Source organism: Streptomyces sp. NPDC044033 (assembly GCF_056434425.1).
In genome coordinates this window covers 142,674-156,862 of record NZ_JBWKFF010000004.1, presented here as the reverse complement: position 1 = coordinate 156,862, position 14,189 = coordinate 142,674, and the positions used below count along the sequence as shown (strand labels likewise).

Here is a 14,189-nt window from a genome sequence, read left to right as displayed (position 1 = left end):
GCCAAGTACGGCGGGCGTGGTGCACCGAGCGCAGAGATGCCGCAGCGCCCGGCGATTGACTTCCGTCAGTCACGCGGGCACCGCGGCACCACTGCCTCTGAAGAGCACTTGCCTTACGTCGAGCTGTGCGACAAGCGTGGCGTCAGGACGCGAGGACCTCGTCGAGCAGGGCCTCGGCCTTGTCTTCGTTGGTGTTCTCCGCGAGGGCGAGCTCGCTCACCAGGATCTGGCGGGCCTTGGCGAGCATCCGCTTCTCACCTGCGGAGAGTCCGCGCTCGCGCTCACGACGCCACAGGTCGCGGACGACCTCGGCGACCTTGATCACGTCGCCTGAGGCGAGCTTCTCCAGGTTTGCCTTGTAGCGGCGGGACCAGTTCGTCGGCTCCTCCGCATACGGTGCGCGGAGCACCTCGAAGACCCGGTCGAGCCCGTCCTGGCCGACCACATCGCGCACACCGACGAACTCCGCATTGTCCGCTGGTACGCGAACCGTGAGGTCACCCTGGGCGACCTTCAGCACCAAGTAGGTCTTGTCCACGCCTTTGATCTGGCGAGTTTCGATGGCCTCGATCAGCGCGGCCCCGTGATGGGGATAGACCACGGTGTCGCCAACCTTGAACGTCATGTGACAGGTACCCCTTCCGTGGCTATCCAGTCTAACACGGGAACAGGCGGTTCTGAATGGCGTTTTCGCAGGTCAGGGCATATCTCAGGGCTTGACAACAACGACCGGAACGTGCTGCGACAGGGGTGCGGAAGCAGGTATTCGCAGGTGGGAGCGGCTGTCCGGGCAGGGAGAAACGAGTACGTTACACCCGCTTGGGGTGCCTTCAGGGAGGGTCTACGTCCCGGTTTGCCGGAGTCCGTGTGGTGGACTTCCGCTACTCCGTTCGGGCCCTCTCCGGGTTCGGCGCCACCGGATTCGCTAATTGATCACAAGAACGCGATCACCCCGTTGATCAATTCGGGGACCTTCCCGGATGCGTCGCGGAAGCTCCACGCATTCCTTACCGTTCCTTACCGATAATCCGCCCCGCCCGCCGCGCGCGCCAATTCCGCGGGACCGCGGAACGGGTCGTGGGAGAAGCGGGTCGCGGGAGACCGCGGGGCGGGACACGCGGGACAGGCGAAAGACATGGGGCGCAGGACCGGAAGGGTGGTCGGGCGGGGCCGCTCAGTCCCCGGAAGCGGTCCCGAGGCGCCGCTTCACTGACGGCCTGTCGACCATGGGGGCGGGTCGGGTGCGGCGGCCGTCCGGCGGCTCGGTAACCTGAGGCCGCTGACACACCCTTAGGGCGGCTTTACACCCGTGTACCGCCGTCCACGCCGTCCATCCGCGACCGGGCAGACCGTTCGGCCGCCGTAGCTCGTCTAGGAGATGCCGCCGCCGTGAGCAGCAGCCTTCGACGCGGTGCCCTCGCCGCCACCGCCCTCGTGCTCTCGATCGCACCGCTCTCCGCGTGCGCGGCGGGTACGAGCCCCCAGACCCTTGAGGTCAAGCCGGACAACGCCGCCGTCACGGTCGGCGACATCAAGGTCCAGAACGTGAACGTGATCACCCAGCCGGACCAGGACACCAAGGGCCCGGCCGTCATCACCGGCCACCTCTTCAACAACAGCCGCGAGGACCAGACGCTGCAGGGCATCACGCTGACCGGCAAGAGCCAGCCCGTGAAGCTCTCCCCCGCCAAGGGCGGCGGCCCGCTCGTCGTGCCCGCGCACGGCTCCGTACTCCTCGGCGGCGAGGGCAACGCCTCCGCGGTGCTGCCGAGCGGCCGGGAGGGCCTCCGGGACGGGGAGCAGCAGCAGCTCGTCTTCGACTTCAGCTCGACGGGCGACGTCCGCGTGGGCGCGTTCATCGTCCCGGCGACGAGCTACTTCCAGAAGTGGGGGCCCAGCGAGGCGCCCTCGCCGACCCAGACGGGCCTGACGAAGCCGGGCGGCACCCCGACCGGCAGCCCCGCGGGCAAGCCCGGCGGGAAGCCCGGGAACACCCCGACGAACGGCGCGACCCCCGGCGGCCACGGCCAGGAGAACGCCCAGGGCGACGACACCGGGCAGCAGCACGCCGGGCACTGAACGACGGCCCCGTGAAGGGCCCGCAACGCCGCCGCCCGCCGCCCCGAGAGGGGGCCGGCGGGCGGTCGGCGTCGTGAGCGCTCACGAGCGCTCACAGGCCCTTACGGGCCCATCGGTCCACGGGCCCGGCCTACGGCTCGAACTTGTAGCCCAGGCCGCGCACGGTCACCAGGTAGCGCGGCGCGCCCGGGTCGGGCTCGATCTTGGCGCGCAGCCGCTTCACATGCACGTCCAGGGTCTTGGTGTCGCCGACGTAGTCGGCCCCCCACACCCGGTCGATGAGCTGCATACGGGTCAGCACCCGGCCCGCGTTGCGGAGCAGCATCTCCAGCAGGTCGAACTCCTTGAGCGGCAGATCCACCTTGCCGCCGGAGACGGTGACGACGTGGCGGTCGACGTCCATCCGTACGGGGCCGGCCTCCAGGGCGGCCGGAGTGACCTCTTCCGGTTCGCCGCGCCGCCGCAGGACGGCCCGGATGCGGGCGACCAGCTCGCGCGAGGAGAAGGGCTTGGTCACATAGTCGTCGGCTCCTATTTCCAGCCCGACGACCTTGTCGATCTCGCTGTCCTTGGCGGTCACCATGATGACCGGGACGTTGGAACGGCCGCGCAGCTGTCGGCACACCTCCGTACCGGGCAGCCCCGGCAGCATCAGGTCGAGCAGCACCAGGTCGGCGCCGTTGCGTTCGAACTCGTCCAGCCCATCGGGTCCGGTGGCCGCGATGGCGACCTCGAAACCCTCCTTTCGGAGCATGTACGACAACGCGTCGCTGAACGATTCCTCGTCCTCGACAACGAGCACTCGGGTCACGGAAGGACCTCCGGGGCAGGCAGATGTTCAGGGGTGAAGGTCTCGTACGGGCGGTCCTCGTCGTCGAGGCCGCCCCCGGACCGGCCGGTCGGCTCGGTCCGCGCGTTCGATGAGCGGCCCCCGCCGCGGGCGGTGCCCGCTTCCGGGAGCCGCAGGGTAAAGGTGGAGCCCTGGCCTTCGGAGCTCCACACCGTGACCTCCCCGCCGTGCGAGGCGGCCACGTGCTTGACGATGGCGAGGCCGAGGCCGGTCCCGCCGGTGGCGCGCGAGCGCGCCGGGTCCACTCGGTAGAACCGCTCGAAGACGCGCTCGCGGTCCTTCTCGGAGATGCCGATCCCCTGGTCGGTGACGGCTATCTCGATCAGCGCGCCGCCGGGTGCGGCGATGCGGCGGGCGGCGATGCCCACGCGCGTACGGGCCGGACTGTAGTTGACCCCGTTCTCCACGAGGTTGCCGAGGGCGGCGGCGAGCTGGCCGCGGTTGCCCCAGACGTGCAGGTCGGCGGTGCCGCCCGCGGCCATGGTGATCTGTTTGGTGCCGGCCTGGTGGCGGCAGCGGTCGATGGCCTCCGCGACCAGCTCGTCGACCCGGACCGGCTCGGCGTCCTCCAGCGGGTCGTCGTTCTGCACCCGCGAGAGGTCGATGAGCTCCTGGACCAGGTTGGTGAGCCGGGTCGCCTCGATCTGCATGCGCCCGGCGAATCGCTCGACGGCCTCCGGGTCGTCGGAGGCGTCCATGACGGCCTCCGAGAGCAGGGAGAGCGCGCCGACGGGGGTCTTGAGCTCATGGCTGACGTTGGCGACGAAGTCCCGGCGCACGGCCTCTATGCGGCGGGCCTCGGTGAGGTCCTCGACGAGCAGCAGCACCAGCCGGGAGCCCAGCGGAGCCACTCTGGCCGACACCGCGAGGGCGTCGCCCCGGCCCGTACCGCGCCGGGGCAGGTCCAGTTCGACCTGGCGTATCTCGCCGTCGCGGCGGGTGTCGCGGGCCATCTGGAGCATGGGCTCCACGGCCAGCTTCCCGCCGCGCACCAGTCCGAGGGCGTACGCCGCGGAGCTGGCCTTGACCACGGCGTCGCCCTCGTCGAGCACCACTGCCGAGGAGCGCAGCACGGAGAGCACCGTGTCCACGCCGGGCGGCAGGACCGCGTCCGTATGCAGGGAGCTGCGGGTCGGGCGGGCCTGGTCGCGTTCGCTCCAGCGGAACGCCAGCATGGCGATCACACCGGTGCAGAGACCGGCGATCGCTGCCGCTGCGGCGACGGCCGCGTCCACGTTCATGGCTCCAGGTTATGCGGGGCGTACGACAGGTCCACAGCCAAACGGGTGCCGCCTCGAACACTCGTCTCCCAGAGTTCACCTTCACGACAGTGCCGGTTCACTCCGGGGGCCGGATCCGGACGCGTTGCGGCTCGAACGTGGGAGCGTGGGGCCACAGCGCTCCCGGGAACCGCCACCGCCTCCGCCGGGCTCCGTCCGGCGCGGACGGCCGTTGGAAGCCGATGCACATCCGATGCACAGCCGATGGAATCTGATGAGTTCTTATGAATTCTGATGATCCGGCGAATGAGGAAGAAGGTCACGGAATGCGGGACGCGTACCACGAGGAGCTGGATTCGATCGGCGAGGGCCTCGTCGAGATGGCCCGGCTCGTCGGCTCCGCGATCGGGCGCGCCACCACGGCGATCCTCGACGCGGACCTCAAGCTCGCCGAGACCGTCATCGCGGCGGACGAGAAGGTCGACGACCTCCAGCGGGACCTGGAGGCGCGGGCCATCGCGCTCCTGGCCCGCCAGCAGCCGGTCGCCACCGACCTGCGGATCGTCGTCACCTCGCTGCGCATGAGCGCCGATCTGGAGCGCTCGGGCGACCTGGCGCAGCATGTCGCCAAGCTCGCCCGGCTCCGCTTCCCGGACCGGGCGGTGCCGCGCGATCTGCACGCCACCATCCTGGAGATGGGCCAGCTCGCGCAGCGGCTGATGGCCAAGGCGGCCGAGGTCATCATCACCAAGGACGTCGATCTGGCGCTCCAGCTGGAGCAGGACGACGACGCGATGGACCTGCTGCACCGCGCGCTCTTCCAGCACCTGATGGACGACCGCTGGAAGCACGGCATCGAGACGGCCGTCGACGTGACGCTGCTGGGCCGCTATTACGAGCGGTTCGCGGACCACGCGGTATCGGTGGCCAAGCGCGTGGTCTACCTGGTCACCGGCGAGCACGCGGACGAGCTGGCGGCGCAGGCGAACACGGCAGGAGGCACCGGGACCATAGAAGCGCCCTGACTCCCTCGGCACGGCCGACCTGCCGGAACGGGCCCCGTGCGGAAATGTGCTTCCGCGCGCCGTTCACGCGCCCGCCGATGCGGGCATTGACTGAAGACAGGCAGCGGACCACCTCCGAGGAGGTACTACATGGTCGACTCTCCTTGTCCGATAGGCAACGTAACCAGCGATCCGACGTCGCCACCCACGCTCAGCGGCTGCCAGTGCGGCCCCGGCTGCTCATGCGGCTGCCAGTCGGGCAGCCCGTGCCAGTGCGGCGGCGGCTGCGGCTGAGTCACGTACAGCCCGTACCACCATGTGGGGCCCCGGCCGTCCGGCCGGGGCCCCACATGCGCGTTCCGCGGTCCCCACCACTTCCGCTATGAAGTGGCGCAGGTCACACTGGAGTGCCTGATTGAAGTGAGGGGGGCATCGTGAGCAGTTCACACCTCAACGCGCCCATCCAGGCCCGCATGTACGCGAAAACTCAGCACAAGGTGATCTGGATCGTCGTGGTCGTGGTGTCGTTCGGCCTTCTGGCACCGCCACTGTTCTTCATCGCGGCCAAAAAGCGCGTCGTCAGCATGGCTGTGCCCGTGGTCTACGCGGCGGTCATCTACGGCACTCTGATCCTGGAGGCGGTGCTCGGCAATCCGAAGAACTGGGTGGGGGGCGTCCTCGTCATCGCGACGATCGTCGCCGCGGTGCATGCCGCCATCCTCGACACGGATTGGAAGTCGGGCAGGTAGCCGCCGGGAGACCGGCCTCCGTCCTGCAGCGCGGGCGGAAGTCACGGTGGCACGAAGCAACCCTCGGCGCCCCTGGCGCCTTCGATGTAACCCGTCTGAACCTCAGCTGCTGACGGGAGTCAGCGACGGCGGGTTCGCCGACCGACCAGACCCGCGTGCCTCCCCTCACCAGCCCCAGCCACGCTACCGACGCCGGAACCCTCACCTTGGGAAACTGCGGCCGTTCGCGGCTGGTTCGGGCGCCAGCCTGGGCGAACAGCCGGGCTGCGGCTTCTTCGGGCTCGACCATCAGCGCGCCGAGGTGAGATGACGCCCTCACTGCGCTCCGGGCCCGCATGCGAGAAGCCCTGCGCGTCAGTGGGGACAGCGCTGCGCCTTGAGTTTGGGAAGAGCCCTAGAAAGGCAGTGCCAGCAGTTGGGTCAGCCAGAGAACCGCCGGGATCCCGCACACGACGCCCCAAAGGCCCGTCAGCGCGAACGCGCCCAGAGCGACTCCCAACCAAGCCACGCGGGTCGGAGCCATCACACGCGAGGGCTCCTGCGGGTCATACCGGATCTCGTCCCGGCGCCCTCGCAGCGCCGGGCGCGCCGTGACCTGCCGGCCGTCGAGGGTGTGGAAGCGGACGATATAGCTGACGCCTTCGCTGTCGCTGTCCCGGTCGAACTCGAACCTCGCGCGCACGGTTATGCCTCGGCGCCACATCACCCACCGTGTATCCAACTCGGCCATGCACACCCATAGGCGAAGCAAGCCGACGCTCAGCGGCAGCAACATCCAGGCGAAGATCCCCAGGGGCCGGGGCTCCACCGGCAGCCACACAGCCAGAGGCAACCCCAGGACCAGGTACCAGAGGGCTCGTCGCCACCAAGGGCTGCCCGACAAGACCCGAACATACAGGCCAGCCATCACGCGCAGGGGCCATACACGCACCGACTGCCGACGCACCGGGCTCCGGCTTCCCGATGGCCCCACGTCGCGCATGATCGCTTCAATCTCCGCGCCGAGCGCGGCAACCGCCTCCGCATTGCGGTCCCGGATGGTCATGCCGGTGCCAATCTGCGCACCCTCAAAGAGGCCCACGGTCAGCGACTGCCCCACGACCTCGACTTTGCGGATCTGCTCTCCGGACACGGTGACAGTCGTACGCCCCCGCTTCCAGCGCAGCACATCCCGCTCCACCCACACCCGGGTACGACCTTTGGACAAGATCACTCCTGCCACAGGCCCAGCGTTTGAATTCTTCACGACAGCGGATCCTAGACGCATCAGGAGGCAGCAATGTCCGTCAGTGCAGCACCGCGCAACCAGTAACCTCAGCCATTGAAAATCCCTAGAGGAATTCCTGAAAATGGGTAGACGCTGCACGAAGGCCGGAGCCTTCCTTCCATGGAAGGAAGGAAAGAACCTCGCTAGCGACGCCGCCGCACCGGGCGTTAGCTATCGCTGCCCGAAGCGGCGCTCTGGGACACCGTAGCGACCAACAGGTCACTGACCTGCACACCCCACGAATCCAATTGTCCACGCAAATGGACGGGAAAGCACACCTTCCAGGATTCCCGAGAGTTGTGCACATGTAAGCACAGAAGCACAGGGCGCATTGCTCCACACCCCCATTTCACCTGCCTGCTTGTTCGCTTGGCAGCCCTGAGAAAGTCTCACCGACATGCGAATACCGCCCGGCCAGAGACGGAATCCGATTCCATGCCCACATCCGAAATCCGACCAGGAAAACGAACCCAGTTGAAGGCTTCATGACCCAACGGACAGGCATCACCGTCGACATCCGCCCCCGTGACCCGCCCATGACGCTCATCGGCTCGGCCGACGGGGACTCGCCCTCTGGACGCACGCCCCATCCAAGATCGCTGCACCCGTGGCGCTGCTGATCGCTCTCGACATCCGCATCCGCCGCCGCCGGCATCGGCGCGCCTGACGGTCGAGAGATGGCCCCAAGGCAGCATCAAGCCCCCCACTCGCGGGAAAACCGCGGGTAGGGGGCTTATTGCTACTGCCTTACCGCTTATCCGTGTCCTGCGGCTACTTCTTCTTGCCCTGGTTCTTCACGGCCTCGATGGCGGCCTTCGCGGCCTCCGGGTCGAGGTACGTGCCGCCGCGCTTGAGGGGGCGGAAGTCGGCGTCGAGCTCGTAGGCGAGCGGGATGCCGGTGGGGATGTTCAGGCCGGAGATCTCCTCGTCGGAGATGCCGTCGAGGTGCTTGACCAGGCCGCGGAGGCTGTTGCCGTGAGCGGCGACCAGGACCGTGCGGCCGGCGAGCAGGTCCGGGAGGATGCCGTCGTACCAGTACGGCAGCATGCGGACGACGACGTCCTTGAGGCACTCGGTGCGCGGGCGCAGCTCGCTGGGGATCGAGGCGTAGCGCGGGTCGTCGCTCTGCGAGAACTCGGTGCCGTCCTCCAGGGCGGGCGGCGGCGTGTCGTACGAGCGGCGCCAGAGCATGAACTGCTCCTCGCCGAACTCGGCGAGGGTCTGCGCCTTGTCCTTGCCCTGGAGCGCGCCGTAGTGGCGCTCGTTCAGCCGCCAGGAGCGGTGGACGGGGATCCAGTGGCGGTCGGCGGCCTCCAGCGCCAGCTGCGCGGTGCGAATGGCGCGCTTCTGGAGCGAGGTGTGGACCACATCGGGGAGCAGACCGGCGTCCTTGAGCAGCTCACCGCCGCGGACCGCCTCCTTCTCGCCCTTCTCGTTCAGGTTGACGTCCACCCAGCCGGTGAACAGGTTCTTCGCGTTCCACTCGCTCTCGCCGTGGCGGAGGAGGATCAGCTTGTACGGTGCGTCGGCCATGCCCCTGAGCGTAATCGACCCGGCGCCCCGGTCCCGCGCCCGCCCGATTGACGGGCATCGTCAATCCATTGGCGCCCCGACCTCGCGCTTTGTAAGTCGCGGGAAGCAGATGAGCCACTTACAACCGGCTGATGCCCCGGGGGGACGCACCGTGACGGCGAACGGCTTGAGACGCGCGGTGCGGGAGAGCGTGTCCGGGATGCCCCGGGCCTTCTGGTGGCTGTGGACGTCCACTCTCGTGAGCCGCCTCGGGGCGTTCGTCGCGACGTTCATGGCCCGCTATCTGACGATCGAGCGCGGCTACTCGGCGTCGTTCGTGCCGGGCTCGTCGCGGCCCTCTACGGGCTCGGCGGCGCCGTCGCCTCGATCGGCGCGGGCGTGCTGACCGACCGGCACGGGCGGCGGCCGACGATGCTCGCCGCCCAGTCCTCGACCGCCGTCCTGGAGGCGGTGCTCGCCTTCGTCCAGCATCCGGTCGCCATCGCGGGCGACGCGCTGCTCGTCGGCATGGCCGCCAGCGCGTCCCGGCCCGCGGTGCAGGCGATGTTGGCGGACATCGTCGCCCTGTTCCAGCGGTAGCCCTGGGCCGGGTGCCTGTCGTGGGGAGAGCAGACATACTGAACCCCTGCGTTCCCTCACAAGCAAGACGCGGCTATCTACCCATTTACCCCGTATGCCGGCACTTGCGGAAGTGGGTAAAAACCGCTGCCGACCCGCATAACATCGCAGGTCACGGAGGGTGCTCCCCGCGCATACGGGGGTGGTCCTGCCGTCACGCATGTTCCGTCGCAGTATTCGGTGTGCTCCCCGCGCATACGGGGGTGGTCCCGATCATGCGTGCTCTGGAGCGGGCACACATGAGTGCTCCCCGCGCATGCGGGGGTGGTCCCATCAGGGGGAACCGGGGGGATGGCCCGTACCGTGCTCCCCGCGCATGCGGGGGTGGTCCCGGCAAAAGCCCCGCCGCTAGCTGCAAATAAGGGTGCTCCCCGCGTATGCGGGGACGGCCCCCCAACCGATCCGCGGGACTCTTCCACTGCTGTCACGGTCCCACCGCGTCCTCGTCGGCGAGCTTCGCCGCCACCTGGGCGGCGGCGAGGTCGCCGACCCCGGCCTCGTCGAAGTTGCGGAGGTTGCGCAGCAGCGCCCTGTGAGCTGGCTACCGCCCACTGACACCACCACGCCCCCGCACCGGCTACGTGCCGGTGCGGGGGTTTCTTGCGTTTGCGACGAATCAGACTTCGCTACGGGCCGCGAACGCGACGAACGCGGACCACGCGGCGGGGGAGACAGCGAGGACGGGGCCGTTCGGGTTCTTGCTGTCACGGATAGGGACGGCTCCAGCATTTGCCGCCGTAGCAGGTGACCACTCGACGCAGCTTGATTGCCCGTTGCTGTAGCTGGACTTCTGCCACGTTGCGCACTTCAGGTCAGCCTTTTTCATAGTGTCCTGCCGTTTCGAGAATCAGGCGCTGTGACGCCTCTTCGGGCATTGCCTTGGCCCAGATGTCGTGGAACGCGTGGTCATAACGCTCTACTTCTTTGGGCTTGTCCAAGTAGAGGTCCCCCGTGTAGCCATCCGAGTAGACGGTCGGAGGCTCCGTTTCGGTGCCGTTGCCGGTGAGCGGGAAGCGGAGAATCTGGAACTGTCCCGCCATGACCCCTCGGTGCAATCCCGTCGCGAAGGGTACGACCTTGATCGTCACGGTGGGTAGACATCCCACCTTCGCCAGGTGGCGAAGCTGCCCCGCCATGACATTGTCCCCGCCGATAGGGCGCCTCACCACAGCTTCGTTGAGTACTACGTTCAGCGTTGGTGGTTGAGTCACTCGGGTCAGGAGTGTCTGCCGCTTGATGCGAAGCTGAACCCGCTGCTCGACCTCGCCAGCATCTTCGTCGGGGTTGTCTTCCGTGATGATTGTGCGTGCGTACTCGTCGGTCTGAAGCAACCCAGGGATCAACTCCGGTTCGTACCAGTCAAGGCGTGTGGCTGCCTCTTCTAGTCCGATGTAGAGGTCAAAGCCTTCGGGGAGAACATCCCCATACGCGTGCCACCATCCTTTCGCCTTCGTTTCGTGCGCGAGTCCAACCAGGGCCTCCGTCAGAGTCGCTGACGCCCCATACAGCTCGCACATTGCTTTGACCTCGACAGCACGGGAAGACACCTTGCCCTGTTCCACGCGCCACATCGTCGTAGGCGAGCGTTCCAATAGCTTGGCCGCCGCGTTCACCCTGAGTCCTGCGCGTTCGCGCAAGTCACCCAGGATTCGGCCCAGTTGCCGCCTTGGGACCGTTGATCCAGATGGACCGTCCGACTCGACCACACGTACCCCTTCCAACCACAGTGAAAGGCTTCCACGTCCTGAATGAAAGCACCATCAGGTATCGCCTGCAATGCACGTCAACCTATTGAAAATCTACCGCGTGAAAGCTTGCACGACGCTCCCACACGGGAGCATTGTGAGCACACCCAGCCCGCCATGTGACCTACACGGCAAGGGACATGAGGAGTGCCGCACATGAACTCGCGCCCGTCTAATCGGACATTCGCACTTCCCCCGAGCGACCACGCCGCCGTGGTCGAAACAGTCCTCCGTGCAGGCGGCGCGTGGGGCATGGCTCCGCCAGGCTTCCCGGCCGAGAGCGAGTGCCGGCGGGATCACCACGCTCTCGCGCGCGTGCGGACCGAGTTGGGCCGACTGAAGTGGCTGTTCTCATGAGGAGCCGGGCGCGGGTGGCACTGTCCCGACTGATGGCCGCACGGGGTATCAACGGGACGCTCGTTGTCCTCAAGTCGTCGGCCGCGACAAGCGATCCGCTGAGCACTCAGGCGGAGGGAGTAGACCTACCGCCGGGCCCCATCGCGTTCCCGCCCTGCGACTGCGCGGTGCACCGCGCCGGCAAGGGCAGGCCGGACACGTCCGTACGGCTGCGCGCCAACGACGTCAGCGGCCCCGACGCCGGGGGCGGACAGTGAGGCGGCTCCAGCGCGCCTCCCGCGCCGTTGAGAACTGGTGGAGTCTGTACGGCCAGTTCTCTCTGCCTGTGCGCGCCATCGCGCCTCACCGGCGCCAAGCTCACGCGGCCGTGACCTCCCTCTATCGCCGTGCCGAGCCGCGGGGGTACGAAGCGCGGCTGATGCGGTTCGCCCTGCGAGTCAAGGACGTTGAAGAGGCCGGAGAGGCGCCCGACAACAGTGCCCTGCTGCGGGTGGTCCTCGGCCCCGACGCTGAACTGACCATGAGGAGACGGAAGTGAGACGCACTTTCCGGTACATGGCGTGGACATTCGAGCAGGACCCCACCGCGCATCCGGAGTACGGCGCCACCTGCGTCACGGGGGACGAGAGGGACTGCGGGGAGACCATCCGCGCCGGCGGCCCGGACTGGATCGAGGAGTGGATGCGACGCCACACCCAGGCGACCGGGCACACCCGCTACCACCGGACTGTTGCCGACTACGTGACGCTGGAGCCGCCGCCCGCTGCGGGCTTGGTGATCCCCGGTGTTGTGATCCCGCCCCGCCCCGCGCTGCCGGCCGGAGGTGGTGCCGCATGAAGGCGCGCCTGCTCGGGGGGCCGGCCCTGGTCGCCGTCTCATCTGCCGCCGGGCTGCTGTACGTGATCGCCACGGGCCACCACCCCTAGGCTCCCGTCTCCGTCGGTGCACTCAGACGGCCCGGCGCAGAGGGGTTGCCCCACCCGGCAACTCAAGGAGGCGGGCCTAAAGGAGAAGACACCCACGCAACCGCGACAGCCCGTCCCGCCTCGACCAGAAACCGTTATCCCGTCGCGGGGCGGGCCCGGCACCCGAGAGAGATCGTGGCACCCAGCCCAGACGAAGAAGCCGAAGAGCCCGAGGTCGACGACCTCGTCGGCGCCACCGGCAACGCCGCTGCCATTCACCATGCGGCCGCCCCGCCTGACGAGTCAGTACACCTAGGCACACACCCGAGCGACAAACACACCGGATAGAACGCCCGCCCCGGTCGCACGCCCCGTGAAGCGGAGACGGCCGGGGCGGGGCCCCGGAAGGATGAGCCATGTCACCACCGGCCCCCGGCCACCCCGTCACCGCCACCGTGCTCATCACCAACCCGGATGACGGCCTGCTCATCGTCCACCCCAATAAGGGTGACGCCGCCGCCCCGTGGCACTTCCCCGGCGGCATCGTCGAGCGGAACGAGTCTCCGCTCGACGCCGTTCGGCGAGAGGTACGGGAAGAACTCGGCCTCGACCTCGATGTGAGGGAAGACGACCTGTTCGCGGTCGAGTGGCTGCAAGCCACCCGCCCCGGCCGCCGCGACCGCATAGCGATCCTGTTCGCCGGCCCGGTGCTCACCGCGTCCGACACGGACCGCATCACGTTGCAGCACGACGAACTCGACGCGTGGCGCTGGACCACTCGCGCCGAGGCGAAAGCGATGCTGCATCCAGCGATAGCCGCGCGCATCGTGGGACCGCTCCAGACCCCCGGCAGCCCGGTCTACCGTGAGACCCGACACGAAGGGGCGGTATGAACGACTTCCCAGGCCGAACGCTGCGCATCGGCACCCGCAGCTCGCCCATGGCCCTCGCCCAGGTCGATCAGGTCTCCGGCCTGCTCCGCAAGATCGAACCCGGCCTCGGCATCGAAGTCGTGTCCGTGACGACCGAAGCCGACAAATGGCAAGGCGACCTCGCGCGGCTCGGCGGGAAGGGCCTGTTTGTCAAGGAGATCGACACTATGTTGCAGCGCGGGCAGGTCGACATGGCCGTGCACTGCATCAAGGACGTCCCCGGCGACGTACCCATGCCCCGCGGCCTGATCTTCGCCGCCTACCTCCCCCGCGAGGAAGTACGCGACGTACTGCTCTTCCCCGAAGGGTCCGACGCGCAGACACTCGACGACCTGCCCGCCGGCGCCGCCGTCGCAACCTCCGCCGTGCGCCGCAAGGCACAGATCAACCGCGTACGCCCCGACCTCAGCATCATTCGGGTACGCGGAGCGGTCGGCACCCGGGTCGAGAAACTCGACGGCAAACGCAGGATCGACACCAAGCCCGACGCGATGATCCTCGCGCACGCCGGCCTCGCCCGCCTCGGCATCACCGACCGGGGCCGACAGGTCTTCACCGTCGACCAGGTACTACCCGCGGTCGGAGCCGGAGCACTCGGCCTCGAATGCCGCAAAGACGACGACGCCGTCGCCTACCTGCTCCAGCAGCTCAACCACGAACGCACCATGAAAGAGATCACCGCCGAGCGGGTCATGCTGCACGGACTGCGCGGACACTGCAACAGCCCGATCGCCGGGTACTGCACCACAGACCCCGACGGACAACTCTCCCTACGCGGCATGGTGTTCTCCCGCGACGGGAGCAAATTCGTTCACGCCCACTTCTGGGGCGAGTCGCTGAACGACCCCGCCGTACTCGGCTCACGCGTCTGCGCCGAGCTGCTGCGCCAAGGCGCCCGCGGCATCATCGAGGGCATCCCCCACTGAGGAC

The 14,189-nt window shown here is 68.2% G+C and carries 15 protein-coding genes and 1 pseudogene; 9 read left to right on the top strand and 7 right to left on the bottom strand.

Translation table 11 applies throughout. The features are described 5' to 3' along the window. Nucleotides 1–142: 142 nt before the first annotated feature. Nucleotides 143–625 (bottom strand): CarD family transcriptional regulator, encoded by a 483-nt coding sequence (locus AC07AB_RS10140; RefSeq protein WP_003953493.1) that lies wholly within the window; start codon nucleotides 623–625, stop codon nucleotides 143–145. A 764-nt stretch (nucleotides 626–1,389) separates the two neighbouring features. Between AC07AB_RS10140 and AC07AB_RS10135 the strand changes: the two genes are divergently transcribed. Then, the gene (locus AC07AB_RS10135) at nucleotides 1,390–2,079 is read left to right on the top strand and encodes a DUF461 domain-containing protein (protein WP_478563049.1); all 690 of its coding nucleotides are present in this window, start codon (nucleotides 1,390–1,392) and stop codon (nucleotides 2,077–2,079) included. A gap of 130 nt (nucleotides 2,080–2,209) precedes the next feature. Here AC07AB_RS10135 and phoP read toward each other — a convergent pair whose 3' ends face one another. Together phoP and phoR are read right to left on the bottom strand one after the other, a co-directional pair. Further along, complete coding sequence (gene phoP, locus AC07AB_RS10130; RefSeq protein ID WP_465270536.1) at nucleotides 2,210–2,881, bottom strand: two-component system response regulator PhoP; 672 nt, start codon at nucleotides 2,879–2,881, stop codon at nucleotides 2,210–2,212. 5 nt (nucleotides 2,882–2,886) lie between these two features. Further along, entirely contained in the window at nucleotides 2,887–4,170 is a 1,284-nt protein-coding gene (gene phoR / locus AC07AB_RS10125; RefSeq protein ID WP_478563046.1) for a two-component system sensor histidine kinase PhoR, read from the bottom strand. A gap of 305 nt (nucleotides 4,171–4,475) precedes the next feature. Here phoR and phoU point away from each other — a divergent pair, with 305 nt between their 5' ends. Together phoU and AC07AB_RS10115 are read left to right on the top strand one after the other, a co-directional pair. Next, nucleotides 4,476–5,174 carry a phosphate signaling complex protein PhoU gene (gene phoU, locus AC07AB_RS10120; protein WP_478563043.1) on the top strand — a complete coding sequence of 233 codons (699 nt, stop codon included), beginning with the start codon at nucleotides 4,476–4,478 and terminating at the stop codon, nucleotides 5,172–5,174. A 413-nt stretch (nucleotides 5,175–5,587) separates the two neighbouring features. Further along, nucleotides 5,588–5,902, top strand: a complete 315-nt coding sequence (locus AC07AB_RS10115) for a hypothetical protein (RefSeq protein WP_478563040.1) — start codon at nucleotides 5,588–5,590, stop codon at nucleotides 5,900–5,902. Nucleotides 5,903–6,296: 394 nt separating this feature from the next. Here AC07AB_RS10115 and AC07AB_RS10110 read toward each other — a convergent pair whose 3' ends face one another. Together AC07AB_RS10110 and AC07AB_RS10105 are read right to left on the bottom strand one after the other, a co-directional pair. Next, nucleotides 6,297–7,124: a DUF3592 domain-containing protein gene (locus AC07AB_RS10110; protein ID WP_478563037.1), complete on the bottom strand. Its 828-nt coding sequence runs from the start codon at nucleotides 7,122–7,124 to the stop codon at nucleotides 6,297–6,299. 816 nt (nucleotides 7,125–7,940) lie between these two features. Continuing rightward, complete coding sequence (locus AC07AB_RS10105) at nucleotides 7,941–8,702, bottom strand: phosphoglyceromutase (protein ID WP_363134364.1); 762 nt, start codon at nucleotides 8,700–8,702, stop codon at nucleotides 7,941–7,943. Between the two features lie 109 nt (nucleotides 8,703–8,811). Between AC07AB_RS10105 and AC07AB_RS10100 the strand changes: the two are divergent. Then, nucleotides 8,812–9,263, top strand: a pseudogene (locus tag AC07AB_RS10100) (MFS transporter); the annotation flags it as partial. Between the two features lie 673 nt (nucleotides 9,264–9,936). Here AC07AB_RS10100 and AC07AB_RS10095 read toward each other — a convergent pair. Both AC07AB_RS10095 and AC07AB_RS10090 read right to left on the bottom strand, forming a co-directional pair. Continuing rightward, a complete protein-coding gene (locus AC07AB_RS10095) occupies nucleotides 9,937–10,146 on the bottom strand; it encodes a DUF397 domain-containing protein (RefSeq protein WP_478563034.1) in 210 nt (69 codons plus the stop codon). After that, nucleotides 10,133–10,978 (bottom strand): helix-turn-helix domain-containing protein, encoded by an 846-nt coding sequence (locus tag AC07AB_RS10090; RefSeq protein ID WP_478563576.1) that lies wholly within the window; start codon nucleotides 10,976–10,978, stop codon nucleotides 10,133–10,135. Before AC07AB_RS10090 ends, AC07AB_RS10095 begins: the two co-directional genes overlap by 14 nt. A gap of 458 nt (nucleotides 10,979–11,436) precedes the next feature. On the opposite strand from AC07AB_RS10090, the gene AC07AB_RS10085 reads away from it, so the two are divergent. The 5 genes from AC07AB_RS10085 (at nucleotide 11,437) to hemC (ending at nucleotide 14,185) form a co-directional block, all read left to right on the top strand. Beyond that, entirely contained in the window at nucleotides 11,437–11,679 is a 243-nt protein-coding gene (locus AC07AB_RS10085) for a hypothetical protein (RefSeq protein WP_478563031.1), read from the top strand. A gap of 110 nt (nucleotides 11,680–11,789) precedes the next feature. Beyond that, complete coding sequence (locus tag AC07AB_RS10080; protein WP_478563028.1) at nucleotides 11,790–11,960, top strand: hypothetical protein; 171 nt, start codon at nucleotides 11,790–11,792, stop codon at nucleotides 11,958–11,960. Next, nucleotides 11,957–12,259, top strand: coding sequence for a DUF7848 domain-containing protein (locus tag AC07AB_RS10075; protein WP_478563025.1), 303 nt, complete (start codon nucleotides 11,957–11,959; stop codon nucleotides 12,257–12,259). Before AC07AB_RS10080 ends, AC07AB_RS10075 begins: the two co-directional genes overlap by 4 nt. A gap of 484 nt (nucleotides 12,260–12,743) precedes the next feature. Further along, entirely contained in the window at nucleotides 12,744–13,220 is a 477-nt protein-coding gene (locus tag AC07AB_RS10070; RefSeq protein WP_478563022.1) for an NUDIX domain-containing protein, read from the top strand. Then, entirely contained in the window at nucleotides 13,217–14,185 is a 969-nt protein-coding gene (hemC, locus tag AC07AB_RS10065) for a hydroxymethylbilane synthase (RefSeq protein ID WP_478563019.1), read from the top strand. Before AC07AB_RS10070 ends, hemC begins: the two co-directional genes overlap by 4 nt. The last annotated feature ends 4 nt before the right edge of the window (nucleotides 14,186–14,189 follow it).